The 26,451-nt window shown below is 50.1% G+C and carries 26 protein-coding genes; 8 read left to right on the forward strand and 18 right to left on the reverse strand.

From position 1 onward, the window contains the following. Nucleotides 1–60 precede the first annotated feature (60 nt). The 4 genes from yidC to rpmH form a co-directional block, all read right to left on the reverse strand. Nucleotides 61–1,707 carry a membrane protein insertase YidC gene (gene yidC, locus ACTHTK_RS06820; protein WP_107724052.1) on the reverse strand — a complete coding sequence of 549 codons (1,647 nt, stop codon included), beginning with the start codon at nt 1,705–1,707 and terminating at the stop codon, nt 61–63. Nucleotides 1,708–1,825: 118 nt separating this feature from the next. Then, the gene (yidD, locus tag ACTHTK_RS06825; protein ID WP_107724053.1) at nt 1,826–2,047 is read right to left on the reverse strand and encodes a membrane protein insertion efficiency factor YidD; all 222 of its coding nucleotides are present in this window, start codon (nt 2,045–2,047) and stop codon (nt 1,826–1,828) included. After that, nucleotides 2,044–2,385 (reverse strand): ribonuclease P protein component, encoded by a 342-nt coding sequence (rnpA, locus tag ACTHTK_RS06830; protein WP_107724054.1) that lies wholly within the window; start codon nt 2,383–2,385, stop codon nt 2,044–2,046. Before rnpA ends, yidD begins: the two co-directional genes overlap by 4 nt. Nucleotides 2,386–2,387: 2 nt before the next feature. Beyond that, nucleotides 2,388–2,522, reverse strand: coding sequence for a 50S ribosomal protein L34 (gene rpmH / locus ACTHTK_RS06835; RefSeq protein WP_002214728.1), 135 nt, complete (start codon nt 2,520–2,522; stop codon nt 2,388–2,390). A gap of 319 nt (nt 2,523–2,841) precedes the next feature. On the opposite strand from rpmH, the gene dnaA reads away from it, so the two are divergent. Together dnaA and dnaN are read left to right on the forward strand one after the other, a co-directional pair. Next, nucleotides 2,842–4,410 carry a chromosomal replication initiator protein DnaA gene (gene dnaA / locus ACTHTK_RS06840; protein ID WP_440378527.1) on the forward strand — a complete coding sequence of 523 codons (1,569 nt, stop codon included), beginning with the start codon at nt 2,842–2,844 and terminating at the stop codon, nt 4,408–4,410. 105 nt (nt 4,411–4,515) lie between these two features. Next, nucleotides 4,516–5,619: a DNA polymerase III subunit beta gene (gene dnaN, locus ACTHTK_RS06845; protein ID WP_107724056.1), complete on the forward strand. Its 1,104-nt coding sequence runs from the start codon at nt 4,516–4,518 to the stop codon at nt 5,617–5,619. Nucleotides 5,620–5,759: 140 nt separating this feature from the next. Here the strand turns inward: dnaN and ACTHTK_RS06850 are convergent, their stop codons facing one another. From ACTHTK_RS06850 to orn, 6 genes are all read right to left on the reverse strand, one after another. Next, nucleotides 5,760–6,122, reverse strand: a complete 363-nt coding sequence (locus ACTHTK_RS06850; RefSeq protein WP_003748906.1) for an ACP-like domain-containing protein — start codon at nt 6,120–6,122, stop codon at nt 5,760–5,762. A 297-nt stretch (nt 6,123–6,419) separates the two neighbouring features. Then, a complete protein-coding gene (locus tag ACTHTK_RS06855; protein WP_049359219.1) occupies nt 6,420–8,006 on the reverse strand; it encodes an L-lactate permease in 1,587 nt (528 codons plus the stop codon). A 331-nt stretch (nt 8,007–8,337) separates the two neighbouring features. After that, nucleotides 8,338–8,973, reverse strand: coding sequence for a 7-carboxy-7-deazaguanine synthase QueE (locus tag ACTHTK_RS06860; RefSeq protein ID WP_107792258.1), 636 nt, complete (start codon nt 8,971–8,973; stop codon nt 8,338–8,340). Between the two features lie 108 nt (nt 8,974–9,081). Continuing rightward, on the reverse strand, nt 9,082–9,453 hold the full coding sequence (locus ACTHTK_RS06865; protein WP_070713595.1) for a DUF1304 domain-containing protein: 372 nt from the start codon (nt 9,451–9,453) through the stop codon (nt 9,082–9,084). A 73-nt stretch (nt 9,454–9,526) separates the two neighbouring features. After that, nucleotides 9,527–9,949: a 6-carboxytetrahydropterin synthase QueD gene (gene queD / locus ACTHTK_RS06870; RefSeq protein ID WP_107724058.1), complete on the reverse strand. Its 423-nt coding sequence runs from the start codon at nt 9,947–9,949 to the stop codon at nt 9,527–9,529. Nucleotides 9,950–10,012: 63 nt separating this feature from the next. Further along, on the reverse strand, nt 10,013–10,570 hold the full coding sequence (gene orn / locus ACTHTK_RS06875) for an oligoribonuclease (RefSeq protein ID WP_107724059.1): 558 nt from the start codon (nt 10,568–10,570) through the stop codon (nt 10,013–10,015). A 133-nt stretch (nt 10,571–10,703) separates the two neighbouring features. Between orn and dxs the strand changes: the two genes are divergently transcribed. Genes dxs through ACTHTK_RS06890 form a run of 3 tightly spaced genes read left to right on the forward strand, consistent with a single transcriptional unit; the run spans nt 10,704 to nt 15,076 of the window. Continuing rightward, nucleotides 10,704–12,593, forward strand: a complete 1,890-nt coding sequence (gene dxs / locus ACTHTK_RS06880; RefSeq protein ID WP_440378528.1) for a 1-deoxy-D-xylulose-5-phosphate synthase — start codon at nt 10,704–10,706, stop codon at nt 12,591–12,593. A 36-nt stretch (nt 12,594–12,629) separates the two neighbouring features. Next, nucleotides 12,630–13,640 carry a glycosyltransferase family 2 protein gene (locus ACTHTK_RS06885; RefSeq protein WP_440378529.1) on the forward strand — a complete coding sequence of 337 codons (1,011 nt, stop codon included), beginning with the start codon at nt 12,630–12,632 and terminating at the stop codon, nt 13,638–13,640. Nucleotides 13,641–13,675: 35 nt separating this feature from the next. Then, nucleotides 13,676–15,076: an L-serine ammonia-lyase gene (locus ACTHTK_RS06890; protein WP_107724062.1), complete on the forward strand. Its 1,401-nt coding sequence runs from the start codon at nt 13,676–13,678 to the stop codon at nt 15,074–15,076. Between the two features lie 79 nt (nt 15,077–15,155). On the opposite strand, the gene ACTHTK_RS06895 is transcribed toward ACTHTK_RS06890, so the two are convergent. Both ACTHTK_RS06895 and ACTHTK_RS06900 read right to left on the reverse strand, forming a co-directional pair. After that, nucleotides 15,156–15,377, reverse strand: coding sequence for a hypothetical protein (locus ACTHTK_RS06895; protein ID WP_004519529.1), 222 nt, complete (start codon nt 15,375–15,377; stop codon nt 15,156–15,158). Nucleotides 15,378–15,385: 8 nt separating this feature from the next. Next, nucleotides 15,386–16,015 (reverse strand): C40 family peptidase, encoded by a 630-nt coding sequence (locus ACTHTK_RS06900; RefSeq protein ID WP_107724063.1) that lies wholly within the window; start codon nt 16,013–16,015, stop codon nt 15,386–15,388. A gap of 260 nt (nt 16,016–16,275) precedes the next feature. On the opposite strand from ACTHTK_RS06900, the gene hslO reads away from it, so the two are divergent. Beyond that, a complete protein-coding gene (gene hslO, locus ACTHTK_RS06905) occupies nt 16,276–17,172 on the forward strand; it encodes an Hsp33 family molecular chaperone HslO (RefSeq protein ID WP_107724064.1) in 897 nt (298 codons plus the stop codon). 171 nt (nt 17,173–17,343) lie between these two features. Here hslO and tyrS read toward each other — a convergent pair whose 3' ends face one another. The 6 genes from tyrS to ppc all read right to left on the reverse strand — a co-directional run bounded on the left by tyrS (nt 17,344) and on the right by ppc (nt 24,824). Next, on the reverse strand, nt 17,344–18,639 hold the full coding sequence (tyrS, locus tag ACTHTK_RS06910) for a tyrosine--tRNA ligase (RefSeq protein WP_107724065.1): 1,296 nt from the start codon (nt 18,637–18,639) through the stop codon (nt 17,344–17,346). A 14-nt stretch (nt 18,640–18,653) separates the two neighbouring features. Next, complete coding sequence (locus tag ACTHTK_RS06915; protein ID WP_107724066.1) at nt 18,654–19,598, reverse strand: hypothetical protein; 945 nt, start codon at nt 19,596–19,598, stop codon at nt 18,654–18,656. A gap of 13 nt (nt 19,599–19,611) precedes the next feature. Continuing rightward, complete coding sequence (locus ACTHTK_RS06920; RefSeq protein ID WP_107724067.1) at nt 19,612–20,064, reverse strand: Panacea domain-containing protein; 453 nt, start codon at nt 20,062–20,064, stop codon at nt 19,612–19,614. 102 nt (nt 20,065–20,166) lie between these two features. Further along, nucleotides 20,167–21,258 (reverse strand): redox-regulated ATPase YchF, encoded by a 1,092-nt coding sequence (gene ychF / locus ACTHTK_RS06925; protein WP_107724068.1) that lies wholly within the window; start codon nt 21,256–21,258, stop codon nt 20,167–20,169. A gap of 123 nt (nt 21,259–21,381) precedes the next feature. Then, complete coding sequence (locus ACTHTK_RS06930) at nt 21,382–21,771, reverse strand: hypothetical protein (protein ID WP_107724069.1); 390 nt, start codon at nt 21,769–21,771, stop codon at nt 21,382–21,384. Nucleotides 21,772–22,121: 350 nt separating this feature from the next. Further along, entirely contained in the window at nt 22,122–24,824 is a 2,703-nt protein-coding gene (ppc, locus tag ACTHTK_RS06935; protein WP_107724070.1) for a phosphoenolpyruvate carboxylase, read from the reverse strand. 187 nt (nt 24,825–25,011) lie between these two features. On the opposite strand from ppc, the gene ACTHTK_RS06940 reads away from it, so the two are divergent. Both ACTHTK_RS06940 and ACTHTK_RS06945 read left to right on the forward strand, forming a co-directional pair. Further along, nucleotides 25,012–25,476 carry a cyclic pyranopterin monophosphate synthase MoaC gene (locus tag ACTHTK_RS06940; protein WP_107724071.1) on the forward strand — a complete coding sequence of 155 codons (465 nt, stop codon included), beginning with the start codon at nt 25,012–25,014 and terminating at the stop codon, nt 25,474–25,476. Nucleotides 25,477–25,525: 49 nt separating this feature from the next. Beyond that, a complete protein-coding gene (locus tag ACTHTK_RS06945) occupies nt 25,526–26,272 on the forward strand; it encodes a HesA/MoeB/ThiF family protein (RefSeq protein WP_199903881.1) in 747 nt (248 codons plus the stop codon). Nucleotides 26,273–26,451 lie beyond the last annotated feature (179 nt).

Consider the following 26,451-nt stretch of genomic DNA (forward strand, 5'->3'; position numbering starts at 1 on the left):
TGGGGAAATAAAAAAAGGCCGTCTGAACAACAGACGGCCTTTGTGTTGCCTAAGCTTTTATCAAGAAACGACTTCGCCTTGGGCGCGTTGTTTTTCGATGCTGCGGTTGATGTGCCATTGTTGGGCGATGGTCAAGAGGTTGTTGACTACCCAGTACAGAACCAAACCGGCAGGGAAGAAGAAGAACATGATGGAGAAAATCAAAGGCATGACTTTCATCATTTTCGCCTGCATTGGGTCGGTTGACGGCGGATTCAGATAAGTTTGTGCAAACATGGTCGCCGCCATAATAAAAGGCAGGATGTAAAAAGGATCCGGACGGCTCAAGTCGGTAATCCAACCCAACCAAGGCGCTTGGCGCAATTCTACGGAGGCGAACAATGCCCAGTACAGACCGATGAAGACGGGGATTTGCAACAGCATAGGCAGACAGCCGCCCAGCGGGTTGATTTTCTCGTCTTTGTAAAGCTGCATCATGGCTTGTTGTTGCGCCATGCGGTCATCGCCGTATTTCTCTTTGATGGCTTGCAATTTAGGCGCGGCGGCACGCATTTTTGCCATAGAGCGGTAAGAGGCGTTGGTCAATGGATACAGTACGGCTTTGACAATGATGGTCAAAACGATGATTGCCCAGCCCCAGTTGCCGATGATGTTGTGCAGTTGGTTCAAGAGCCAGAAGAGTGGGGAGGCGAACCAGTGTACTTTGCCGTAGTCTTTGGCCAGTTGCAGTTTGTCAGCGATGTTGGCGATAACGGAAGTGGTTTGCGGACCAGCGTACAGGTTGATGGCGGTTTCTGCTTTTGCACCGGCTTGGATGGCGGCTAAAGGCACGCTGACGCTTGCGCTGTACAGGTTGTCGTTGCGACGTTTGATGTCGATACGGCAGTCGCCTGCAGTGCATACGCTTTGGCCGTCTTTAGGCTGCAAAATCCAAGTGGACATGAAATGGTGTTCAATCATGCCGAGCCAGCCGGTCGGGGTTTTGCGGATGTATTCGGCTTCGGATTTGCCGGATTTGGCATCGTCGTCCAAATCAGAGAAGCTGACTTTTTGGAAGCCGCCTTCAGGGGAGTAAACCACCGGGCCGACGTAAGAGCGGGTAAAGTAGCCTTGGCCTTCGGGTTCGCTGTGGTCGCGGACGATGCGGTAGTCTGCGCTCAGGTTGACGGGTTGGCCTTTGCTGTTGGTAATGTCGAAACGGACGTTAACCAAGTAGCTGCCTTTGGTGAAAGTATAAACTTTGTCGATTTTCAGGCCGTTGGTTTCAGGCGCACTCAGGCGGACTTCAACTTTGTCGCCTTCCAAACTGTATTGTTTTTGCGGAGCGCTAAAGCTGATACCTTTCAGAACGTTGTTGCCTTGTGCGTCCAAAAGCTCGGATTGGGCAACGTAGGTGTATTCCTTGCCGTCGTTAAACAGGACGAAAGGTTTGTGTTCGTCGCCGGTTGCTTTGTATTGCAAGAGGGTCAGCTGACGCAGGTCGCCGCTTTTTTCGTCGATGACGGCTTTGACCGTGTCTGTGGTAACGGTAATGGGGGTGGCTGGAGCAAGCGCGGCTTCGGCAGCGGCTTTTGCCGGAGCAGCGGCCGTTTGCTGTTGCGCGGCTTGTTGCGCCGGATTAGGTTTGGGGCTGGGGAAAAAATGTTCCCAGCCGGCAAAGATTGCCACTGAAATGGCAAAAAACGCCATTAGTCTTTTAAAATCCATAAGAGATTCCTGGAATTGACGGATAGGTAATCGAGATGAAAACTGCTTCAGACGGCATTATATAGAAACCGACGGGAAATTAAAGGAAATCGTGTTCTTTAAATGGTTGACAGCAGCATTATGGAATAGGGTCATGTCCGTGTCCGCCGAAAGGATGGCATCGTGCGATGCGTTTGATTGCCAGCCATCCGCCTTTGAATGCGCCGTATTTTTTGACGGCTTCGACTGCGTATTGTGAACAGGTCGGGGTATAGCGGCAGCGCGGCGGAATGAGGGGGCTGATGCAGTATTGGTAAAAGCGGATGAGTGCAAGGATGAGCTTGGAAAGCAGGGTGTTCATCGGCGTTTTTTCATCAGCTGGGCAAGTTGGTTGCGGGCTTCCGGGGCGGTTTCCCGATTAAACGCCTGACGCACGCGCACAACAAAATCATGCGGCGGCAGCTGGTGTTGATTCAGCCTGAACCAGTCGCGGATGACGCGCTTCATGTAATTGCGGTCATGGGCGCGTTTGGCGGTCTTTTTGCTGACGACCAAACCAAGGCGCGGATGGCCGAGCGCGTTGTCTGCGGACTGGGAGACTTGCAGCAAATCGTGGCTGCGTCGGTTTTTCAACGCAAAAACGGATGAAAAATCATCCGTTTTTAATAAGCGATACTGCTTTGAGAAGCCGTAATTCAAAATTATACAGCCAAGCGTTTGCGGCCTTTGGCGCGACGGGCAGCCAATACTGCGCGACCACCGCGGGTTTTGGAGCGAACCAAGAAGCCGTGGGTACGTTTGCGTTTGGTAACGGAAGGTTGATAAGTGCGTTTCATGATGTTTCCTAAAAATTGGTAGATAATTAAACCGTGAATTACACTCCAATTTGTTGCTTTTGTCAATCAATATAAAAACTTTTCGTCGGCTAAAGTGTGACAACGGGTTTGATGCGTTGATAGAATTTGTGGATAAAATTTTGCGGCGGTTGTGGATAAAAAAGAGCGGAATGGGTATAATCGCCCAACCTTGCTTTTCTCTGTGCGCAAGGCCGTCTGAAAGTAGCGGGTGTGTCATAAAAATCTGATTTTTATTGGATTGCCTGTCTGCTCCGCCTTCTTGTATTTCCCAAATCTTCCATTTTCCGAGCTTAATCTCATGACGTTAGCTGAATTTTGGCCGCTGTGCCTTTGCCGCCTTCACGAAATGTTGCCTGCCGGGCAGTTCGCGCAATGGATTGCGCCTTTGACCGTGGGCGAAGAAAACGGCGTATGGGTGGTGTATGGTAAAAACCAATTTGCCTGCAATATGCTCAAAAGCCAGTTTGCCGCCAAGATTGACGCCGTGCGTGCCGAGTTGGTGCCTCAGCAGGTGGCTTTCGCGTTTAAGCCGGGCGTAGGTACGCATTATGAAATGGCGGCTCAGGCTGTTGCGCCGGTGCAAGTGCAAGAAGTTGTTGAAGTCGAAGAATGTGTAGAGCCTGTCCAAATGCCTTTGCAAACCGTTGCGGCAGTAGAAGAAGATAGGCCGTCTGAAACGGTGTCCAAACCTGCTTCTGCCAAGACGGCTGCCGAGATTTTGGCGCAACGCATGAAAAACCTGCCGCATGAGCCTCAAGTGCAAACTGCCGCTCCGGCTGAGTCTAAAGCGGTTGCCAAAGCCAAAACCGACGCGCAACACGATGCGGAAGAGGCGCGCTACGAACAGACCAATCTGTCGCGCGACTATACATTTGAAACTTTGGTGGAAGGTAAGGGCAACCGCCTTGCCGCCGCAGCCGCCCAGGCGATTGCTGAAAATCCGGGGCAGGGCTACAACCCGTTTTTCTTATACGGCAGCACCGGTTTGGGTAAAACCCACTTGGTGCAGGCCATCGGCAACGAATTGCTGAAAAACCGTCCTGATGCCAAAGTGCGCTATATGCACTCGGACGACTATATCCGCAGCTTTATGAAGGCTGTGCGCAACAACACTTATGATGTGTTCAAGCAACAATACAAACAATATGACCTGCTGATTATCGACGATATCCAGTTCATCAAAGGCAAAGACCGTACGATGGAAGAATTCTTCTATCTGTACAACCATTTCCACAACGAGAAAAAACAGCTCATCCTGACGTGCGACGTATTGCCTGCCAAAATCGAAGGTATGGACGACCGTCTCAAATCCCGTTTCTCATGGGGTTTGACTTTGGAACTCGAGCCGCCCGAATTGGAAATGCGCGTGGCGATTTTGCAGAAAAAGGCAGAAGCCGCCGGTATCAGTATTGAAGACGAAGCCGCTTTGTTTATCGCCAACCTAATCCGTTCCAATGTACGCGAGCTGGAAGGTGCATTCAACCGAGTCAGCGCCAGCAGCCGTTTTATGAACCGTCCTGTCATCGACATGGATTTGGCGCGTACGGCTTTGCAGGATATTATTGCCGAGAAACACAAAGTCATTACCGCCGACATCATCATCGATGCGACAGCCAAATACTACCGTATTAAAATCAGCGATATATTAGGTAAAAAACGCACGCGCAACATCGCCCGTCCGCGCCAAGTTGCCATGAGCCTGACCAAAGAGCTGACCACGCTCAGCCTGCCTTCTATCGGCGATGCCTTTGGCGGTCGTGACCACACGACTGTGATGCACGGCGTCAAAGCAGTGGCGAAATTACGCGAAGAAGACCCCGAATTGGCGCAAGACTACGAAAAACTGCTGATTTTGATTCAGAACTGACCCAATGCAATTTCAGACGGCCTGATGTCAATATGAGGCCGTCTGAAAACAAAAAATATTTTAAAATACCCAAATCAACCGATTTCAAATTCAAAGGAATGGAACATGCTGATTTTACAAGCCGATTGCGACAGTCTGCTCAAGCCGTTGCAAGCCGTTACCGGTATCGTTGAGCGTCGCCATACTCTGCCAATTCTGTCCAATGTGTTGCTGGAAAGCAAAGACGGACAAACCAAACTTTTGGCAACCGACTTGGAAATCCAAATCAATACCGCCGGCCCTGAGAGTCAGGCAGGCGATTTCCGCATTACGACCAATGCTAAAAAATTCCAAGACATCCTGCGCGCCCTGCCAGACAGTGCGTTGGTGTCCTTAGATTGGGCGGACAACCGTCTAACTTTGCGCGCGGGCAAATCCCGTTTTGCCTTGCAAACCCTGCCGGCCGAAGACTTTCCGTTGATGAATGTCGGCAGCGACGTCAGCGCGACTTTCTCGCTGACTCAAGAAACCTTCAAAACCATGCTTTCGCAAGTGCAATACAGCATGGCGGTTCAAGATATCCGCTATTACCTCAACGGCTTGCTGATGCAGGTTGAAGGAAACCAACTGCGCCTTGTTGCAACCGACGGCCACCGCCTTGCTTATGCGGCCAGCCAAATTGAAGCAGAACTGCCGAAAACGGAAGTAATCCTGCCGCGCAAAACGGTATTGGAACTCTTCAAGCTATTGAACAATCCGTCCGAGTCCATCACCGTTGAGCTTTTGGACAATCAAGTACGCTTCCAATGTAATGGTACGACCATTGTCAGCAAAGTCATCGATGGCAAGTTCCCTGACTTTAACCGCGTGATTCCTTTGGATAACGACAAGATTTTCCTCGTGTCCCGTACCCAGTTTTTGGGTGCGCTCGAGCGTGCTGCCATTCTTGCCAATGAAAAATTCCGCGGCGCACGACTGTTCCTGCAGCCTGGTTTGCTGAGTGTCGTATGTAGCAACAACGAGCAGGAAGAAGCGCGCGAGGAGCTGGAAATCGCTTACCAAGGCGGAGAACTCGAAGTCGGTTTCAACATCGGCTACCTGATGGATGTGTTGCGTAACATCCACTCCGACGATATGCAGCTTGCTTTCGGCGATGCCAACCGTTCAACGCTGTTTACCGTGCCGAACAATCCTAACTTCAAATACATCGTGATGCCGATGCGTATTTAATTGGTGTGTGAATAAACAAAAAGAGCGTGTACGGTATACGCTCTTTTTTATAGGCTTGAATCAAAAGGCCGTCTGAAAATTGTTTTTCAGACGGCCTTTCTATCAAACCGGGATGATTCGGTTAAATAGGAAAACTGGGATTAACGTGGACGTGGTTCGCAGTTTTTCACCAGGAATGAGCCGTTAGGGGCGTTCACGCCAACCACTTCAGAAGTAGTGTGGGTGTTTTTGTCGATGAAACCGGCAGACATTACATAGCCGCGACGGTTGGTGAAAGTAGTGCCAGTGCTGTCAGAACGTTTTTTGTCGACAACCAAAGAGGCTTTTTTGCCACCGGCGTTTACGTCAGCAGTAACTGCACGGCCGCTGCGGTCAAAGCCGTACATCACGTTCAGTGATTTGCCACCGTCACAACGGTAAGAAACGAAGCCGGCAGGTGCAGCGGCAGCAGAGAAGGAAACAGTAGCCAATGCGGCTGCAGTGATAACAGAAAGTAATTTCATGATCTAAGCTCCATATGAGGGTTGTGTGTTATCTTGCAAAGTGAGAAAGGGTTTCCGTTTGCAGATGAAGCGTATTTTAGGCGTTTTGTCGGTAGTGGCAATTAGGTAAATTGCAAAACAGTGTTTACTTATGATTACCCGATTGTTTATTAATAGAAAGTTGTTTGTAATTTGGTGTTGCAAAGTAGTTATGTGGGTTGTTGCGGAATATATACATTAATGATTCTTTAAGAAATATAGCGAAAGAATACAAAAAAGGCCGTCTGAATGTTCAGACGGCCTTTGATATGAAGCGGTTTACAAGAAGAAAATTGCAGCCACAGTCACGGCGATGATGCCGTAGATGGTCATAGGGATGACAGTTTTCTTGATGATGGCACCTTCGGCGTTGTTCACGTTCAACACGCTGCACACCGCGATGATGTTGTTGATGCAGACCATGTTACCCATTGCGCCGCCGACGGATTGCAGGGCGAGGATGAGGGTAACGGACAGGCCGGTATCAAGCGCGATTTGTTGTTGAATCGGACCAAAGGTCAAGTTGGATACAGTGTTGGAGCCGGAGAAGAATGCACCGATTGCACCCAGGTATGGGGAGAAGTACACCCAGTGTTCGCCAGCCATATTGGCAAATTCTTTACCGATGATTTTCACCATGGAGTCGTCGCCGCCAACCATCATCAGTTGAACCATAATCAGCGCACCCATCAGGGCAAGCAGAGGTTTTTTGGTTTGGTTGAAGGTTGCAGCGTAGAAAGACCATGCATCTTTGAATTTGGTTTTGTACAGCAGGATGCAAATCCAAACGGTGAAGACAAACGGAATCCAAGCCGGAACGTAGAGGGTTTGGTAGGAAGCGTTTACGCCTTGACCGAAGATGTTGCCGAAGGTGATGGTCAGGGAGTCGCTGACGGTGATTTTGGACAAATCAAACGGCAGTTGGAAGCTGAACCATTCTTCTTTGCTGGTCAGCAGGCCTTTGATGCCCAGCTGTTTGATACGGGTTATCACCAGCATGCCGATCAGCATACCCAAAGGAGCAAGTGCTTTGGCAACTTGTGCGAAAGGTACTTTTTCTGCATTCGGGTCTTTGGCGTAATCTTTGCTCAAGCCCCAGCCGCGGTTTGCGGCGAATACGGATACCATCAGGCCGATTGCGCCGGCAACCAGAGATGGGAATTCTTCATTGACCATCGCCAATGCAACGTAAGGAAGGGTACAGGAGAATACGGCGATACCGATGAAGCCCAAGTTTTTGCGGATTTCAGCCCAAGGTACGATGAAGCTCAAGCCGATAACAGGGATGATGAAACCAGCAAAGAAGTGCATTACGCCGGTTTGCATACCGATTTCCATAATGCTCTTTTGATCCAAGCCCAAAGGAGCGAAGCCGAACCAAGTCGGGGTACCTACTGCACCGAAGGATACGGGTACGGAGTTCATGACCAAAGTGAAGATGGCTACTTTTAATGGGTTGAAGCCCAAGCTCATCAGGATTGGCGCGGCAATGGCGGCAGGTGTGCCGAAACCGGATGCGCCTTCAATCATAAAGGCGAAAGACCAGCCGATGATCATCAACTGGGCAATCGGATTCGGGCTGATGGTGGCCAGCCATTTGCGGATGACATCGATACAGCCGGTGGTTTCCATCATGCGGTTAAACATAATGGCACCGAAAATTACGGTAATCGGGGTCAGGGTAGAGACGAGGCCGGACGCGGCTGTTGCGTTGAGCAACATGGCGTCGTCGCCGAAATAAAACAGTTTGATGGCATAAATCAGCGCGGCGGTAATCGGCAACGCGACGTAGGACGGCATACTGTTTTTCTTAACCATCAGCCAGATCAGCAGCACGATGGGAAAAATACTGAGAAAGAGAGCCATGGGATTATCCTCGGGGCAACAAGCATCATAACCGTCAATCAATGGGGTTTGATGCGATGTGTTGAGTAGTTAATGTTTTTCGAATAAGGATTGCTATTTTTTTAGATGCAACCAGTTATCAGGTAAATTGGTTTTACCAATTTATGAAAACTGTTGCACACTTTACGTAATCTTATGTAATCGGTCAAGAGGTTTGTAACAAAAAAGGCCGTCTGAAATTGGGTTTTCAGACAGCCTGAGAGCATTGCCAGTAGTGCATTTGGTCGAATATCGAATGGTATTTACATTCAATATTTTGTAAAGATTTTGTTTTTAATTGATTTCAAACGAATTATTCTATTCCTGCCCATTTATGCGTTTGTACGCTCAATTGCCAATGGACGAGTGCATCGGGTCGGCTGTTTAACACACCGATTTGGCGGATGGTGTCGTAGATATTCATCACACCATCTTTCTCGCAAGGCGAGAGGTAGTAATGTTGGGCGCGGATTTTGCGTTCCATCTCTTGGCAAAATGCAACGACATCGCTGTCGGCAACAATGCGCACTTCATTAGCTTTCTCGATGCAACTGGATTCATATTTGGCGGCGTAGCAGGCTTTAGGGCTGGTGGCAACGTAGTCGATTTGCGGCGGCGCGGGGTTGAGGCCGTTGGTTTCGATACACAGGAAATAGCCTTCGGCTTTGAGTGTGTTGAGCAGGGTATCCAAATGCGGTTGGATGGTAGGCTCGCCGCCGGTAATGATGATGTTGCGCGCCGTGTAGGTTTTCAGACGGCCCAAAATATCGGACAGGCTCATCATGCCGAATTTGAGGTAGTCGGTATCGCACCAGCTGCACGCGAGATTGCATTTGCCCAAACGGATGAAAACGGCGGGCATGCCTGTATTCCAGCCTTCGCCTTGCAGGCTTTCAAAGATTTCGACAATGCGGTATTGGGGATTGTTCGGCGTGATGTGAATGGTCATGAATGTCGGGTGTGTGGGATTGAATCGTTGTGGTGAAGCGTTTTGAGAAATCGGTTGAGGCAGCCATTCTTTCTGTCAGTTCAATAGGAAAGAATGGCTGGTGTGTGCTTAAGCGGCAATGACGGCTGCGGCGGCCAAAAATGCCGGCAAGCCTTGTTTGAGCAAAATGCCTTTGTTGCCGGATGAAAACGCGCCCCATGCGGCGGCGATGAGGACGAATCCGAGGAACAGGATGGTCGCGCCGTAAACCGCGTTATCGGGCGCGGCAAAGCGTGCCCATACCAAACCGATGGCGAGGAAGCCGTTGTACAGGCCTTGGTTGGAAAACAGGGTTTGTACGCGTTTTTGTTCCATAAATTCGTAAGGCATATTGAACAGCTCTGACGCTTTTTCGCTTGGGATTTGCGTCATTTCGAGCCAGGCGATGTAGAAATGTTCGACAGCGACGAAGAGGACGAGGAGGGTGGAGATGATTTTCATGAAGATTCCTTTTGATGTTTAGCGTATGAGGTATTTATGGGAACAGGCTGTCTGAAAAATACAAAATGCCGGTTTATTCCCCTTTATATTCTGCACACGAAGTCGGCGTTTCCCATAGTTTCACGCTGCACACTTTGACACCGGCGTTTTTCAGACGGCCATACATTTCTACACTCATGTTTTCGGCGGTGGTGCGGCAGGGCAGGCGCAGGGTTTTCATGTTCCAGCCTTCCAAAAGCGCGGCGATTTGGCTTTCGCGCTCGTTGTTGCCGTGATAGATGAAGGCATGGTCGAACGGGTCGGTAATGTGTTGTTTGACGATGGCTTTCAGGTCGGTAAAGTCCATCACCATGCCGTCTTTTGCGCCGCCTTGGATAACGGGCGCGGAGACGGTGATTTCGAGTTTGTAGGTGTGGCCGTGCAGGTTTTGGCATTTGCCGTCATGCCCGTCGAGCATGTGCGAGGAATCGAAGGTAAAGATTTTGGTGATTTTCATGAGATGAAGGAAGCCGATCAGGCCGTCTGAACGGTGTAAAGCCTATTTCAGACGGCCTTAAGATTATTGTTCGGAAGGGAGTTTGAGGAAATGCTCGCGATAATGGCGCATTTCTTCGATGCTTTCGAGGATGTCGTCCAATGCCTTGTGCGAACCGCGTTTGACCACGCTTTTGGCGACGGCCGGATTCCAGCGTTTAGCCAATTCTTTCAGCGTGGATACGTCTAAGTTGCGGTAGTGGAAATAGGCTTCCAAACGCGGCATGTATTTGACCATGAAGCGGCGGTCTTGATGGATAGAATTGCCGCACATGGGCGTGGATTTCTCGGGTATCCATGTGGACATGAAGTCCAACAGGTTTTGCTCGACTTCGGCTTCGGTCAGTTTGGATTCGCGCACGCGTTGGGTCAGGCCGGTGCGGCCGTGGGTGGAGGTGTTCCACTCGTCCATGCCGTCGAGCAACTCGTCGCTTTGATGGATGACGTAAACGTTCGATTGCGCCAGTACGTTCAAATCGGAGTCGGTAATGATCATGGCGACTTCGATAATGCGGTCGTGTTCCGGGTTGAGGCCGGTCATTTCCATATCGAGCCAGCAGAGATTGTTTGCGTTTTGGGTCATTTCAGACGGCTTTGTGTTTTCAGTTGGCAGTATTATAAAGGATAAAGGTTCGGGCCGTCTGAAAGCATTTGTAACAAGTTGTGCAATCTCTTGATATAATCGTCCGTTACACAAAAAATCACCGCCAAAAATCATGAACCCAAGCCCTTTGCTCGATATTATCGATACGCCTCAGGATTTGCGCCGTCTGGAGAAAAAACAGCTGCCGCAAGTCGCCGCCGAATTGCGCGAATTTCTGTTGGATTCCGTCGGTAAGACGGGCGGCCATTTCGCCAGTAACTTGGGCGCGGTCGAGCTGACGGTGGCACTGCATTATGTGTACGATACGCCCGAAGACCATTTGGTCTGGGATGTCGGCCATCAAAGCTATCCGCACAAAATCCTCACCGGCCGCAAAAATCAAATGCACACCATGCGCCAATACGGCGGTTTGGCGGGTTTCCCAAAACGCAGCGAGTCGGAATACGACGCGTTCGGCGTGGGGCACTCTTCCACATCCATCGGCGCGGCCTTGGGTATGGCCGTTGCGGACAAACAGTTGGGCAACAACCGCCGCAGCGTCGCCATCATTGGCGACGGAGCCATGACGGCAGGTCAGGCATTTGAAGCCCTGAACTGCGCAGGCGATATGGATGTCGATTTGCTGGTCATCCTCAACGACAACGAAATGTCGATTTCCCCCAATGTCGGCGCGCTGCCGAAATACCTCGCCAGCAACGTCGTGCGCGATATGCACGGCCTGTTGAGCACCATCAAAGCACAATCGAGCAAAGTATTGGACAAATTGCCCGGCGCGATGGAGCTTGCCCAAAAAGTCGAAAATAAAATCAAAACCTTGGCAGGCGAAGCGGAACACGCCAAACAGTCGCTGTCTTTGTTTGAAAACTTCGGTTTCCGTTACACCGGCCCGGTTGACGGCCACAACGTTGAAAATTTGGTGGACGTATTAAAAGACTTGCGCGGCCGCAAAGGCCCTCAGTTGCTGCACGTCATCACCAAAAAAGGCAACGGCTACAAATTCGCCGAAAACGACCCTGTCAAATACCACGCTGTCGCCAAGCTGCCGAGCGAAGTGCCTGCGCCGGAAGTGAAACCTGCCGCAGCCAAACCGACTTATACGCAAGTGTTCGGCCAATGGCTGTGCGACCAAGCGGCGATGGACGAGCGTTTGGTCGCCATCACGCCTGCCATGCGCGAGGGCAGCGGCTTGGTTGAGTTTGAACAGCAATTCCCCGACCGCTATTTCGACGTCGGCATCGCCGAGCAACACGCCGTTACCTTTGCCGGCGGTTTGGCGTGCGAAGGCATTAAGCCCGTCGTGGCGATTTACTCCACTTTCCTGCAACGCGCTTACGACCAGTTGGTACACGACGTTGCCTTGCAAAACCTGCCTGTTTTGTTCGCTATCGACCGTGCCGGTATTGTCGGTGCAGACGGCCCGACCCATGCCGGTTTGTACGACTTGAGCTTTTTGCGTTGTGTGCCGAACATGATTATTGCCGCACCGAGCGACGAAAACGAATGCCGCCTGCTGCTCTCAACCTGCTATCAGGCAAATTCGCCGTCCGCCGTCCGTTATCCGCGTGGTACGGGCACGGGTGCAACTGTTTCAGACGGCCTGGAAACCGTTGAAATCGGCAAAGGCATCATCCGTTGTGAAGGCGAGAAAATTGCCGTTATCGCCTTTGGCAGCATGGTTGCCCCATCATTGACCGCTGCCAATAAACTCAATGCGACCGTTGCCGATATGCGCTTTGTCAAACCGATAGATGAAGAGCTGATCGTCCGTCTCGCCCGAAGCCACGATTACATCGTTACCGCCGAAGAAAACGCCGAACAAGGCGGCGCAGGCAGTGCGGTGTTGGAAGTGTTGGCGAAACACGGCATCTGCAAACCGGTTTTGCTGTTGGGTGTAGAAGACAAAGTTACCGAACACGGTGACCCGAGAAAACTGTTGGACGACTTGGGTTTGAGTGCCGAAGCGATTGAAAAACGTATTGCCGGCTGGATTAAGGCCGTCTGAAAAATGATTAAAACCTATCAATACATTGCATAATTTATGGGAAAAAAACTAATCAGCATCAGCATGGTGCGCAACGAAAACGACGTGATCGAATCGTTTGTCCGTCATAATCTCGAGCTGATGGATGAAATGCACATCATCGATCACGGCAGCAGCGATGGAACAAGGGAAATCCTGATTCAATTGAAAGAAGAAGGTTTGCCGATATTTATCTATCAATATCAAGCGCTCAAGTACAATCAAGAGCAATTGGTAAACCTGCTTATGAAGCAGCTTGTAGCAAAAGATGAAGCGATAGATTTCGTTTTTCCGCTGGATGCGGACGAATTTATTTCATGTCCTAGCCGTATCATGCTGGAACAACTTTTGGATGTCATCGGCGAAAACAGGATCGGCATGTACCTTTGGCGCGGCTATTTGCCGACATCGTTGCAATACAATCCCGATTTCACCGCTCAATTTACCGAGCAGCGCCTCGAAACGCTCTTTACCCCCAAAGTCATTATCCCCAGATGGGCTGCCGAATCTTGCAGTGTGATTATCGGCTGCCATTACATGTTGGATAAAGATGGCAACAAGGTTAAATCAACCCTGTTTCATTCGCCGGATTATCGAGGCTTGCATTCCTGGTTTATCGAGCAGTTTTCCGCCCAATTTGCGGAGACCGATTTGTTGTGGCTGGGGCATTTCCCAATCCGCTCCTTGAACCAGCACATCAAAAAAATCCTCGAAAAGTCCATCTTGATTGCCATTAAAGACGGAAGTACCGATATTGCCTGGGAAAACCAGTTGCGCGAATTGTTGGACAACGGCATGAAAATGGACTTGAACGATTTACGGCTGTTGGCATACAGATACCGCGCCGGTTCTACAAGTTTGGAAGACACGCATTGTAGAATCAGCCGTTACGACCCCTTGCGTAAAAAACCGCTGATGCTGAAATACACCTCGCCGGAAGCAGGCGATCCTTTGATGACTGTCGGACATCTGGTACTTGCATTGGCAAGCGGCGCACAAGATTCCTCTTTAGGCCTTAACGCCGTCTGAAAAACACAGCCCGCACACACAATAATAGGAAAATTATGATCAGCATCTTTGATATTTTCAAAATTGGCATCGGCCCGTCCAGCTCGCACACCGTCGGCCCGATGAAGGCTGCGGCCGCCTTTGCTGATTTGCTGCATGCCGAAAACTTGGATACACAAGTGGCACGCATTGTCATTGAAGTGTACGGCTCGCTTGCCTTGACCGGAATCGGACACGGCACATTCGACGCATTATTGCTCGGTTTGGAAGGCAGCCTGCCGCATGATATCCCGCTTGCGGACATCCCCCAACGCTTGGAACGTATCCGCACGCAACACGTTTTAAAACTCAACGGCCGTGAAATAGCCTTCAATCCTGAAAAAGATTTGGATATCCGCGGCGACAAAGTGTTGCCCAAACATCCGAATGGTTTGAACTTTATCGCCTATAATTCAGACGGCCTGAAGCTGAAAGAACAGATCTATTATTCGGTTGGCGGCGGTTTTATCGTAACAGACGAAGGGTTTGCACAAGAGGCGCATGAAAATTCGGACGTGCCCTATCCTTACAAAAACTGCGACGAGTTGCTGGCACAATGCCGTCTGAACCAGTTGAATATTTCCGAAGTCGTGTTGGCCAATGAAGCAGCGTTGGCAGGTTGCGATGAAGTGGAAGTGCGCCGCCGTGTGGCTGCCGTAGCCGATGTGATGGAAAACTGCATCAAGCGCGGCTTGGGCGCGGAAGGGCAGCTGCCTGGCGGCTTGAACGTCCGCCGCCGCGCGCCGCAGTTGGCAGCCAAACTTAAAGTCCTACGCGAGAGCGAAATCGTCAATACCCAACTTTGGCCGATGGTGTACGCCATGGCGGTCAATGAAGAAAACGCCGCTGGCGGCCGCGTCGTAACTGCACCCACCAACGGAGCGGCAGGCATTATTCCTGCCGTCTTACACTATTTCCGCAAATTTAATCCCCACGCCAACCAATCGCGTGTAGAGGACTTCCTGCTGACTGCCGGTGCCATCGGCATTTTGTATAAAACCAACGCATCGATTTCCGGCGCGGACGTTGGCTGCCAAGGCGAAGTCGGCGTGGCATGTTCCATGGCGGCAGGCGCATACGCCGAAGTTATCGGTGGTACCCCGAAACAAGTGGAAAACGCCGCCGAAATGGCCATGGAACACCACTTGGGCCTGACCTGTGATCCTGTCGGTGGCTTGGTGCAAATCCCCTGTATCGAGCGCAACGGTATCGCCGCCGAAAAAGCCCTCAAGCTCGCCACCCTCGCGCTTTTGGAAGACGGTACAGACAAAAAAGTCTCACTTGATGAAGTGATTCAAACCATGCTGCAAACCGGCCGTGATATGAAGGCAACCTACAAAGAAACCTCACTCGCAGGCTTGGCCATTACTTTGCAGAAAAAAGCCATACCGGTATCCGTGCGCGTGGTGGAATGTTAGCAATAGGGTAGGGGATCTGCCCGATAAAAAAGGCCGTCTGAAAAACTTTCAGACGGCCTTTTTTGTATGGATCGAATAACTACCCGTTTTTTTGATAAGGGTTTTCCAGTCCGGCCATTAAGTCGCGGAAGTATTCGCGCAACTGTTTTTCGGAGCAACCCATCAGCAGCGCGTCTTCAAATGCGTCCTGCGCTATTTGGTACAGTTCGTTCAAGTTTTCGGTCATGACTTTGACTTTTTCGGTGCAGGAAACAATCTGACCGTCGTCGTCATACCATTTGGGCATTTGCGGCATTGCCATCGTGTACCTCAATTCAAGAAACGGGATGGATCGTTTTTCTTCACGCGGCGGGCAAAGGCGTATTTCGCGCTCCAATATTTGTGGCCGAGGCTGGTAATTTCGATACGTTTGCCCGTTCTCGGCGCGTGAATGAAATTGTTGTTGCCGATGTAAAGGCCGACGTGGGAAATACGGCCGCGACCCATGGTGCGGAAAAAGACCATGTCACCCGGCTGCAACTCGGAACGGTTCACGGCAACGCCCATTTGCGCCTGTTCGGCAGAGGTGCGCGGCAGATTTACGCCCATGGCGCGTTTAAAGATGTGTTGCATGAAGCCGCTGCAGTCAAAGCCGGTAGAGGCTGATGTACCGCCGTAGCGGTAGGCTACGCCGAGCAAGCCCATGGCGCTGCCGATCAATTCGTCTGCATTGCCTGAGGGTGCGCGCGTATTGTTGCTTGGAGCGGAGTGTGTATTGACGGGGTGGACAGGGGTTGCCTGACGCGTATTGCCGTAAACGTTGGCGTTGTCGTTGAATTGGTTTAAAACACGCTGACGGGTGGTAATCAGGTTTTCCAAATCATCGGCGTAAGAAAAATTGACGCTCGCGAGCATGGCGACCGAAGTCCAAACTGCTGCGAGCCGGAGTAAAAAATTCATTATAAAAACTTCCGTTTCAGAAGGCATTCCCTGCCGATTGCAGGCACATTGCCGGTTTCTGAGATGTTATCCCGTATCATTCTCTTGTTATCTGCTTGATTGTATTAAAAAACCGTCTTTTTGGCAAAAAAACTGCTGTTATTTTGCGTTAAACCCTTGTTTCCAAACAAACTAGAAAAACATCAAACACGGTTTCGCTTGATTTATCCGCCGCTGCAACCATATAAGCGGCATTCATTGATTTATTTTCAGAGAATGACATGACACAAAATCACAGCGATATCCGTACACGCTTTATCTTCGACGATATGCCTATCCGCGGCATGCACATCCGCCTTGAAAAGGTTTGGCACCACATCGTCAACCAAAAACATTATCCTGTCGCCATCCGTCGCGCATTGGGCGAATTGTTGGCCTCCGGTGCTTTATTGTCTGCCAACCTTAAAAACGAAGGCGCGCTGATTGTTCAGGTTCAAGGTCAGGGCCGTCTGAAAATGTTGGTGGTGGAAGCGACTTCTGAAAATACTGTCCGTGCTACCGCGCGTTGGGACGAAACTGCTGAAATCCATGATGATGAAAGCCTGACTGCGCTGTTGGGCGAAAACAGCGTGTTCGTTTTGACTCATCAGCCTAAAGATGCTGACCCATGGCAAGGTGTTGTCCCGCTGGAAGGCGACAGCATTGCGCAAATGCTGGTCAACTATATGAAACGTTCCGAGCAGCTCGATACCTATATTACGCTTGCCGCCGATGACCAAGCTGCAGGCGCATTATTGTTGCAACGTCTGCCGGAAGAAGAATTGGATGATGCCGCTTGGGAGCATGTGACCACGCTTGCGCAAACGCTTACTCCGCAAGAATTGACCGGTTTGGATGCGCATCATGCCCTTTACCGCCTTTACCATGAAACCCCGCCCCGCGTTTTTGAACCGGAAGCCATTGAATTTGCCTGCACCTGTTCCCGCGGCAAAGTCAGCGATATGCTGTTGATGCTTGGCGGTCAGGAAGTCGGCGGCGTGGTGGCAGAACAAGGCAGTATTCAAATCGATTGCGATTTCTGCCATAGCAAGTATGTGTTTGATGAAACCGATGTCAACGCTTTGTTTGGCGCGGATGTGGTGAATGTCGTACGCCAAGAAAATGAGCGTTTGCAGTAAGTACGGGATAAAAGTTTCTTAAGGAAATTGGCTTTATAGAAGGGCTGGTGTAATACCTGTCCTTTCTTTTTGGGAAAACTGAATATCATCAATAGAAAATGCCGTCTGAAAAAAGCGTGGCTGATTTCAGACGGCATGATTGTTTTAAACGATGCGTTTAATGTTTCAAGATTATTTCCAAACCAACAAAGCGTGGTTGCGTTTGCCGCGGCGGACGATGGTGTATTTGCCGAAACGTTTGTGTTCGTCGGTCAGCATGTAGGCATCGTCAGGTTTTTCAGCGGCATGGTTCGGATTGTTGGCTTCAGCAGGTTTGCCGTTGAGCAAAACCGCTTTGCTATTTACAAAACCGCGCGCTTCTTTGTTGGAAGACGCCAAACCGGTTTTTACCAAAGTCTCTACCACGTTGAGGCTCTCGGAAACTTCAAAAGTCGGCAGGCCGTCGAGTGCCAGCTGCTCGAAGTCGCTTTCAGTAAGATGGCTTTGGTCTTCGGCAAACAGGCTTTCAGAAATGCGTTGGGCGGCGGCAAGGGCTTCTTCGCCGTGAATCAGACGGGTCATTTCTTCGGCGAGAATGCGTTGCGCTTCTGGCTTGGTGCCGCTGGCTTTATCTTTAGCTTCGATGGCGTCGATTTCTTCGATAGACAGGAAGGTAAAGTATTTCAGGAATTTGTACACATCGGCATCGGCGACTTTCAGCCAGAATTGGTAGAACTGATACGGAGAAGTTTTCTTCGCGTTCAACCATACTGCGCCGCCTTCGGTTTTGCCGAATTTGGTACCGTCTGATTTGGTTACCAGAGGCAGGGTCAGACCGAATACTTGTTTTTGGTGCAGGCGGCGGGTCAAATCGATACCGGCAGTGATGTTGCCCCATTGGTCGGAGCCGCCGATTTCCAAAACCGCACCGTGACGCTTGTTCAATTCGGCAAAGTCGTAGCCTTGCAGCAGGGAATAGGCAAACTCGGTGAAGGAAATGCCCACATCGTCGCGCTCGATACGCTGTTTGACGGATTCCTTGTTCAGCATAGAGTTGACGGAAAAATGCTTGCCGATGTCGCGCAGGAAATCGAGGCAGTTCATGCTGCCGAACCAGTCGGCGTTGTTCGCCATAATGGCGGCGTTTTCGCCTTCAAAGCTCAAAAACGGTTTCAGTTGGTTGCGGATGCTTTCTACCCAGCCGGCAACGGTTTCGGCGGAATTCAAGCTGCGCTCGGTTGCTTTGAAGCTGGGGTCGCCGATCATGCCGGTTGCGCCACCCACCAAGGCAATCGGCGTATGCCCCGCCTGTTGGAAACGGCGCAAGGCCAACACGGGCAGCAAGTGGCCGATATGCAGGCTGTCGGCGGTCGGGTCGAAACCGCAGTAGAGGGAGATTTTTTGTTCGTTCAACAAAGCATCTAAGGCTTCGATGTCGGTGGTTTGCGCGATAAGGTCGCGCGATTGTAAGTCTTTTAATACGTTCATTTATTCGTCTTTAACTATTCTGGTAAGTATTCGCTAGGAACTAGGAGAGATTGATTGTGACCTCTACCTGAATCTTTTAACGCTTTATTGAATAACCTACTAATTGAGGATATTTTGTGAAATACGTGAGGATTATCCGTAGAATTTTGAAGCTTTTTACATAAATGGTCACGAATGGCAATAATATCTTTATCTATATCTAAATAAGTAGGATAAGCACTCTCTGTTTTTGTATAAAAATCTGCAAAAATATCAATATAAGCAGGACCATCAATAGCCTGCTTTATATGAGCATCAAATAATTTATAAAATTTACAAGAAGCATTATCAGGAGACTTATTATAATCGTAAATAAGATTTTTTACTTTGCTATCTAATATAATCCGAGGAATTGAAGCCAACTCAGATTCTAGTTGATAGGCTCTATTAAATGCAGGACCAAATAATATTTGATTTTCATTGTTGTCATCATGATAAAGCAGTCCTGCTGAAATTCCCCCTCTACACAAAAAACCATGCGTTAGCAACTCTCTAGCTCGAAAAAATGAAGTATAAATGAGAAGTGCTAAATTTTCTGCTCCCTCAACAGTCAACCTGCCATTTTCATCAACTTTTAATGGGACAGAAAACGCAAAAAAATCAGAGAATGTAGTTAGTTTGTCGTCGTAATCATCTGGTGTTTTCTCAATTTTCCAAGTACTAATAAATTTGTTAGCACTTGGATTTTTAGGCTGTTCCAATGCAAAAATTAAGTTATCGAGATTTTCAGCATCCTGGCTTTTCCTAATGAAATCTTTGAATCCTAGGATATCCAAAAAAACAACTACTCGATCTTCATAAAGCTTATTTCTGCGTTCTTGAGAATCATCTAAGGCATCTTGAGATTTTGGTGTTTGGTTAGCTTGTTCAAGTAATTTTTCAAGATTATCCAAAAGGTTGCCTAAGTGAGGTTCTTGCATGAAAATCTTCTCTTTAGCTACTAAAATAATTTCGGATTAAATGATCAGGGATAATATCTCCATTGCCCGCTCCGTTTTTAAATGTTATATCCCAAGGAGAATCTGGTAGATGGCTTAAATCTACTAATTTGAAAGCAGATAGATGTCCTATTTTTTTTAATGTTTCTGCAATCACATCACGTTCTTCGGTTGTATAGGTATTGTGATTATAGACATAAGAAAGGTGATGAATATAATCTCTTGGAATGGAACCATCTTGAAATTGCCGTAAAGAAAAATATAAGTCTCTATTAACAGGTCCTAAGGGCCATGCTTCAAAGGGGTTTTCTACATTAAGTAGTTTCATTTCTTTAGCTAATGCAATACCATAACAAAAATAAGTAAGCTTTTGTAGTTGTAGATTAGAGAGTGCAGTAGATTGAATATCAAGAATAGTATCTGCTAAAGTGTAAATAGAGGATGGCATAATCTCACCTTTTGATCTGGTAGGTGGGGAAAATCTATCTTATAACAAAGAGCCTCTTTTTGAAATAGGCTCTTTTCTTTGAGTTTTCCCTTGTATAAAGTTTTACACGTTAAACAAAAAGTGCATCACATCGCCGTCTTGCACGACATATTCCTTGCCTTCCACGCGCATTTTGCCGGCTTCTTTGGCTTTGGCTTCGCCGCCGAGCGACACAAAATCGTCGTAGGAAATGACTTGGGCGCGGATGAAGCCGCGTTCGAAGTCAGTGTGGATGACGCCGGCGGCTTGCGGGGCGGTGTCGCCTTTGCGGATGGTCCAGGCGCGGACTTCTTTGACACCGGCGGTAAAGTAGGTTTGCAGGCCCAAGAGGTCGTAGCCGGCACGAATCAGGCGGTTCAAGCCCGGTTCTTCCAAGCCCATTTCGGCGAGGAATTCGGCTTTTTCGTCGTCTTCCAATTCGGCGATTTCGCTTTCCATTGCGGCGCATACAGCCACAACCGGTGCGTTTTCTTTTGCAGCTAATTCTTTCAGACGGTCGAGGTGCGGGTTGTTTTCAAAACCGTCTTCGGAAACGTTGCCGACGTACATGGCAGGTTTGGCAGTCAGCAAGAACAGCGGTTTGAGCATGGCAAGTTCTTCTGCGTCCAAACCGAAGGAGCGTACAGGCTTGCCTTCGTCCAAATGCGGCAGCAGTTTTTTGCACAGATCGACCAGTTTTTGTGCGTCTTTATCGCCTGAGCGTGCGCGTTTTTCTTCGCGGACGATGGCTTTTTCGACGCTGGCCAAGTCAGCCAGTGCCAACTCGGTGCCGATGGTTTCGATGTCTGCGATCGGATCGACTTTGCCTGCAACGTGGACGATGTTGTCGTCGTCAAAGCAACGTACAACGTTAACAATCGCATCAGTCTCGCGGATGTTGGCGAGGAACTGGTTGCCCAAGCCTTCACCTTTGCTCGCGCCTGCAACCAAACCGGCGATGTCGACAAATTCGACGATGGCGGGCTGCATTTTTTGCGGATTAACGATTTTTGCCAATTCGGCCATACGCGGATCGGGGACTTCAACGATGCCGACGTTGGGTTCGATGGTACAGAAAGGATAGTTTGCCGCTTCGATACCCGATTGGGTCAGCGCGTTAAAGAGGGTGGATTTGCCGACGTTGGGCAAACCGACGATGCCGCATTTCAAGCTCATGGTTTTTCCTGAAAAGATAAAAGTTTAACGGCGGATTATAGCATATTGTGGAGGTACTCAACACAGCCGCAATGCTGGTGTGTTCTTATGATAAAAGGCCGTTTGAAAAAAGAGGGCAGGCATTCAGCTTATTGTTCTTCCGAAGAATGAGTAAATGAATAAAGCCGTTAAATAAAACAATTTTTCGGACAGGAGGCTTAAGATCAAACCTGAAAGAATGCCCAGTACCCAATAAATCATCTGCCGGTATTTCGGGTCGGATGCGGTACGCAACATTTTGAAATACAAAACCAGACAGCCGAACATACAGATTGTTTGAAACAGAATGAGGGGGAGGCTGTCAATGGCTTCGGAAATCGAATCATGAAGGATGATTATCCCTATGCGTATGCATAAATAAATTAAAGCCGAGCCTGTCGCCGAATGCCCAAAAGGGACGGGTGTGTCGGATGAATCGGGTGTTTTGTGGGGCTGAAGCCTGCCGAATAACAAGATAAATACAATGTCAAACATAATGATAGTTGCCTTGGTGTGAGATGTTTTTGTTTTCAGACGGCCTCAGGATTGTCTGAAAGCGTATTGTGCGGCGTATGGGGTGGTGCCGTGGTAAGGTATGTCAGTAGGTCGATCATCCATCATGCTGAAGCGGTTGCCATAATTAAGTTAATAATTTGATTTTTCAGTGTATTATCTGCTGTTGCCAGTAATGGTTTGAAATACAGGGCAAGTGAAATGAATAGGGTAAGAGTGGCAAGCAGGTTAAGAAACATTATGAGGCTTGTGGGTAAAGCCTTTGCCGCGGTTCGCAGTTAGTTTAAAGGCCGTCTGAAAACTGTTTCAGACGGCCTTTTTTCCGTGCTGCCTTAACCGGTATTACGCAAACCTTGCGCCACGCCATTGATCGTCAAGTGAACCATCAGCAGGGCGTGCGGATTGTCGGGCTCTTTGCGCAGGCGTTTGAGCATGGCAACTTGCAGGCCGTTGAGGGCGTTCAGGTATGGAATCCTCAAGGCAAGCGAACGGGCGAGGCTGCGGTTGTCGCGCAGGAGCTCTTCGGTTTGCAACAAGTCGAGCAGTGCTTTGCGGCTGCGTTGGTATTCTTCCTTAATCATGCCGAAGATGACTTTTGCTTTATCGGGCGATTCGCTCAAGCCGGCATAGTTTTCCGCCAAGGTGATGTCGGTTTTCGCCATTACTTGTTCCATGTTGGAGAGCATGGCTTGGAAGAACGGGTTGTTTTGGGCGTGTTCGCGCAGGGCGGCGAGTGTTTCGGGTTTGCCTTCGCACAAGGTTTCCACTGCGCTGCCGAAACCGTACCAAGCCGGCAGCATGAGGCGGTTTTGCATCCATGAGAATACCCACGGAATTGCACGCAAGTCTTGAATCCGCGCCAAGGTTTTGCGGCTGGCGGGACGGCTGCCGAGGTTGAGGGTGGCGATTTCCTGAATCGGGCTGGTTTGCAGGAAGTAGTCGATGAAGTCGGGGTGGGTAATCAGTTCGCGGTAGTATTTGAACGATACGTCCGACAAATCCTGCATCAGTTTGGCATCAGGGTCTTTTTTGTCCGGCAGGATGCTGGCTTCCAAAGTCGCGGCAACCAAGGTTTCCAAGTTGCGTTGGGCATTGCCCGGGTCGGCGTATTTGGCGGTAATGACTTCGCCTTGCTCGGTAATGCGGATTTGTCCGGCAACACTGCCTGCAGGTTGCGCCAAAATAGCTTGGTAAGAAGGGCCACCGCCACGACCTACGCTGCCGCCGCGGCCGTGGAACAGGCGCATGCGGACATCGTATTTTTTGAAGAGTTCGACCAAGCCCAATTCGGCCTGATACAGACACCATGAGCTGGTAACGTAGCCGCCGTCTTTGTTGGAGTCGGAGTAGCCGAGCATGATTTCTTGGATGTTGCCGCGGCTTTCGAGCAGGGCGTCATACCAGTCGAGGCGGAACATGGTTTCCATGACCGGACAGGCGTTTTCGAGTGCTTCGATGGTTTCAAACAGAGGCACGATATTGATGCGGCTGTGCGGTTTGCCGTTTTCTACCACCAACAGGCCGCTTTCTTTCAGCAGCAATGCCAAGGCGAGCAGGTCGCTGGGTTGTTCGCAGTTGGAAATAATGCTTTGCGTAACGGCATCTTCGCCGAATTCGTCTTTGATTTTGCGCGCTTCGTTGAAAATCGCCAATTCGTGGCGGGTATGGTCGCTGTATGTGATGAATGGGCTGTACAGCGGACGTTGATGGCTCAATTCGCGCAACAGGGCGGTTTGTTTTTGCTCTTCGTTCAGGCTGTTGTAGTCTTCCAAGCCTGCGTGTTGGAAAAGCTCGGCAACCACATCGGCGTGTTTGCCTGCGTGTTGGCGCAGGTCGAGCGGCATCATGTGGAAGCCGAACACGGACACGCTGCGGATAATGTCGGCCAGACGGCCTTCTGCCAGCAGTTGGCTGCCGTTTTCGTGGAGCGAGCGTTGCAGTTTTTTCAGGTCGTTGAGGAACTCTTCGACCGTGGCATAAGGCTCGAGGAAGCCGAATTTGCAGCCCATGCCCAAACCGAGTGAGCGTGCCTTGCCCATGGCGCGTGCCATGATGTAGGCGATGGCGCGGCGGTAGGGTTCTTCGGTGCGGGCGATTTCTTCGTCAGGCGAGAGGGCGGCCAGTGCCATCACGTCGTCGTTGACTTTGACGCGGCGGATGGAGAGTGGCAATTCGCGGTAAAGTTTGTCGAGTTCGCCGCGATAGAAACGGAACACTGCGTCGGCATGCCGTCTGAACGCAAAACGCAAGGTTTCGGCAGAAACGAACGGGTTGCCGTCGCGGTCGCCGCCGATCCAGCCGCCGATTTTAAGGATATTCGGAACGCGGACGCCGGGATAGGCTGTCTGAAAATCACGTTCCATTGTGCGGTAGAGTTTGGGCAGGGCTTCAAAGAAGCTCATTGGGAAGATGGATACACCGTTGTTGATTTCGTCGTTGACGCTAAGTTTGTGGCGGCGCGTTTCGCTGGTCTGCCACAAGCCCAAAAGCACGGTGTCGATTTCGCGGCGCAACTGAGCCAGCGCATCAGGATTAGTGCAGCGTTCGCGTTGCGGCAGCAGCGCGCGGATGCGGCGGTTGAAGCTCAAGACGGTTTGGCGTTGCACTTCGGTCGGGTGCGCGGTCAAAACGGCGGTAACGACCGTGTTGTCCAGTTGTTGTTGCACCGCTTTGCCGTTGACTTTTCCGGCTTTGAGCTTGCGCACGGTTTCCGTCAGGCTGCCTTCGGCACTGTTGTGTCCGGCCTCTTCGTGGATTTGGCGGCGGCGTTCGTGGTGTACGTCTTCGGCGATGTTCAAAATCTGTGCGAACAGGCCGCAGGCCAGGGTTAAATCGTGGGTTTGTTGTTCATCTAATTGCGGCAACACCTTTTCAATCAAGGCAGCGCTGTCGTCTGAAGTCGATAATAACTTAACGGTTTCGACCACCAAAGGCGACGCTTCCTCATGCAGCAGATTGAAAAGAGACTGTTTTAAAAATTCCGCATCCGCCGCCAGAGCGGCATCTTTTGGATTATTTAAGATATGCAGTTGCATGATTTTTCTCTTATTTAAATGTTAATTTGGGTGTATCGTGAATCCATTGTATAGCAAATTTTTGTAAACTGCCAATGCTGCCGTCCGATACATTTCAAACCGGAAAACAGCCGTCCGTATCCGCCGCGTGGTCGCTGTCTGTAAAATGCCGTAAAATATTGCCCATCAAAACAGAGGCGAGAAACCCATGATTGAATTTCCCAACCAGCCCGATTTTCCTGAACAACACACCGCCGTCGCCGTCGGCACCGTCAACATGAGCCAGCAGGCGGTAAGGGTGTTGATAGAGAATGCCACCGAAAAGGCAAGTATCCTGACCATCGCCCGCGTTGCCGCCATTCAGAGCATCAAACAGACCGCCAACCTGATTCCGCTGCACCTGCCCGGCCGCATCATCGGCGTGCAGGTTGATTTCGATATTAACGTTGAGCTGGCCTGCCTGAAGGCCACATTGACCGTCCAAGCGAACAGCAACGGTAGCATTGCCACCGAAGCCCTGACCGGCCTAAATTTGGCACTCTTGAGCGTTTACGACATGATGAAAGACGTTGACCGCAATATGATGCTCAGCGGCATCCGCCTCGAATCCGAGACCAGCAGCGAAGGCCGTCCTTTCCTGTTTGACAACGCCTACGAAAATATTAATTTCTAAATCACTCAGGCCGTCTGAACATTGGGTTTCAGACGGCCTTATTGTTATGATGAACGATCAACAACTTTTGCGGTTCAGCCGCCATATCCTGCTTGATGAAATCGGTATCGAAGGCCAAGAAAAACTTTTGGCCGCCCATGCGCTCGTTGTCGGTTGCGGCGGGCTGGGTGCGGCGACCTTGCCGTATCTTGCCGCCGCCGGCATCGGCCGCCTGACGATTGCCGATGCCGATACCATTGACGAGACCAACCTTCAACGCCAAATCACATTTACCGAAGCCGACATCGGTAAAAACAAGGCTTTGGTGATGCAAGGCCGTCTGAAACAGATCAACAGCCAAACACACATTACAGCCATTGCCGAATTTCTCGATGAGGCCAGGCTGGTCGAATTGGCAAACGCAGCCGACATCATCCTCGATTGTTCCGACAATTATCCCACGCGGCAGGCGGTCAACCGCGCCGCCGTTGCCACGCGCACGCCTTTGGTTTCCGCCGCGGCCGTCGGCTTTGACGGACAAATCGCCGTGTACCGTCCCGATCTTCCCGATACGCCCTGCTATGCCTGCCTGTTTGATGGCGAACAAGCCAGCGACGGCGCTTGTGCATTGTTTGGCGTTTTTTCGCCATTGGTCGGCGTTATCGGAACGACCCAAGCCGCCGAAGCGCTTAAAGTGCTGATCGGTATCGGTACGCTGTCGCACGGCAAACTTTCTACCTACAATGCATTGAGCGGACAATGGCGGCAATACGGAGTGAGACGCAATCCCGACTGTCCGGTTTGCGGCGGCCGTTAAAGACAAAAAGCAGGGTAAGGGTTTCAATATTGCCTAAGCCAATCCGCTAGAGTAATCATACTTATCTTTTATTAAACTTGAAGGAAGGCGTTTCTTCCCTTTTCAGACGGCCTGTGGCACGATATGATTCAATGATTAATAAATTTTTTGAGGCCGTCTGAAAAAGGATAAGGAGAAAC

Source organism: Neisseria sp. P0006.S009 (assembly GCF_051962915.1).
GTDB classification, from domain to species: domain Bacteria; phylum Pseudomonadota; class Gammaproteobacteria; order Burkholderiales; family Neisseriaceae; genus Neisseria; species Neisseria subflava_E.

Coding starts and splice junctions, on each gene's coding strand:
- ACTHTK_RS06940 (WP_107724071.1), top strand. CDS start 25,012: ATGATTGAATTTCCCAACCAGCCCGATTTTCCTGAACAACACACCGCC.
- dnaA (WP_440378527.1), top strand. CDS start 2,842: ATGACGTTAGCTGAATTTTGGCCGCTGTGCCTTTGCCGCCTTCACGAA.
- ppc (WP_107724070.1), bottom strand. CDS start 24,824: ATGCAACTGCATATCTTAAATAATCCAAAAGATGCCGCTCTGGCGGCG.
- orn (WP_107724059.1), bottom strand. CDS start 10,570: ATGACCCAAAACGCAAACAATCTCTGCTGGCTCGATATGGAAATGACC.
- ACTHTK_RS06920 (WP_107724067.1), bottom strand. CDS start 20,064: ATGCCATCCTCTATTTACACTTTAGCAGATACTATTCTTGATATTCAA.
- ACTHTK_RS06900 (WP_107724063.1), bottom strand. CDS start 16,015: ATGAATTTTTTACTCCGGCTCGCAGCAGTTTGGACTTCGGTCGCCATG.
- rpmH (WP_002214728.1), bottom strand. CDS start 2,522: ATGAAACGCACTTATCAACCTTCCGTTACCAAACGCAAACGTACCCAC.
- dxs (WP_440378528.1), top strand. CDS start 10,704: ATGAACCCAAGCCCTTTGCTCGATATTATCGATACGCCTCAGGATTTG.
- ACTHTK_RS06860 (WP_107792258.1), bottom strand. CDS start 8,973: ATGACCATTCACATCACGCCGAACAATCCCCAATACCGCATTGTCGAA.
- yidD (WP_107724053.1), bottom strand. CDS start 2,047: ATGAACACCCTGCTTTCCAAGCTCATCCTTGCACTCATCCGCTTTTAC.
- dnaN (WP_107724056.1), top strand. CDS start 4,516: ATGCTGATTTTACAAGCCGATTGCGACAGTCTGCTCAAGCCGTTGCAA.
- ACTHTK_RS06865 (WP_070713595.1), bottom strand. CDS start 9,453: ATGAAAATCATCTCCACCCTCCTCGTCCTCTTCGTCGCTGTCGAACAT.
- hslO (WP_107724064.1), top strand. CDS start 16,276: ATGACACAAAATCACAGCGATATCCGTACACGCTTTATCTTCGACGAT.
- yidC (WP_107724052.1), bottom strand. CDS start 1,707: ATGGATTTTAAAAGACTAATGGCGTTTTTTGCCATTTCAGTGGCAATC.
- ACTHTK_RS06855 (WP_049359219.1), bottom strand. CDS start 8,006: ATGGCTCTCTTTCTCAGTATTTTTCCCATCGTGCTGCTGATCTGGCTG.
- ACTHTK_RS06850 (WP_003748906.1), bottom strand. CDS start 6,122: ATGAAATTACTTTCTGTTATCACTGCAGCCGCATTGGCTACTGTTTCC.
- ACTHTK_RS06930 (WP_107724069.1), bottom strand. CDS start 21,771: ATGTTTGACATTGTATTTATCTTGTTATTCGGCAGGCTTCAGCCCCAC.
- ychF (WP_107724068.1), bottom strand. CDS start 21,258: ATGAGCTTGAAATGCGGCATCGTCGGTTTGCCCAACGTCGGCAAATCC.
- ACTHTK_RS06915 (WP_107724066.1), bottom strand. CDS start 19,598: ATGCAAGAACCTCACTTAGGCAACCTTTTGGATAATCTTGAAAAATTA.
- tyrS (WP_107724065.1), bottom strand. CDS start 18,639: ATGAACGTATTAAAAGACTTACAATCGCGCGACCTTATCGCGCAAACC.
- ACTHTK_RS06895 (WP_004519529.1), bottom strand. CDS start 15,377: ATGGCAATGCCGCAAATGCCCAAATGGTATGACGACGACGGTCAGATT.
- ACTHTK_RS06945 (WP_199903881.1), top strand. CDS start 25,526: ATGAACGATCAACAACTTTTGCGGTTCAGCCGCCATATCCTGCTTGAT.
- ACTHTK_RS06890 (WP_107724062.1), top strand. CDS start 13,676: ATGATCAGCATCTTTGATATTTTCAAAATTGGCATCGGCCCGTCCAGC.
- ACTHTK_RS06885 (WP_440378529.1), top strand. CDS start 12,630: ATGGGAAAAAAACTAATCAGCATCAGCATGGTGCGCAACGAAAACGAC.
- queD (WP_107724058.1), bottom strand. CDS start 9,949: ATGAAAATCACCAAAATCTTTACCTTCGATTCCTCGCACATGCTCGAC.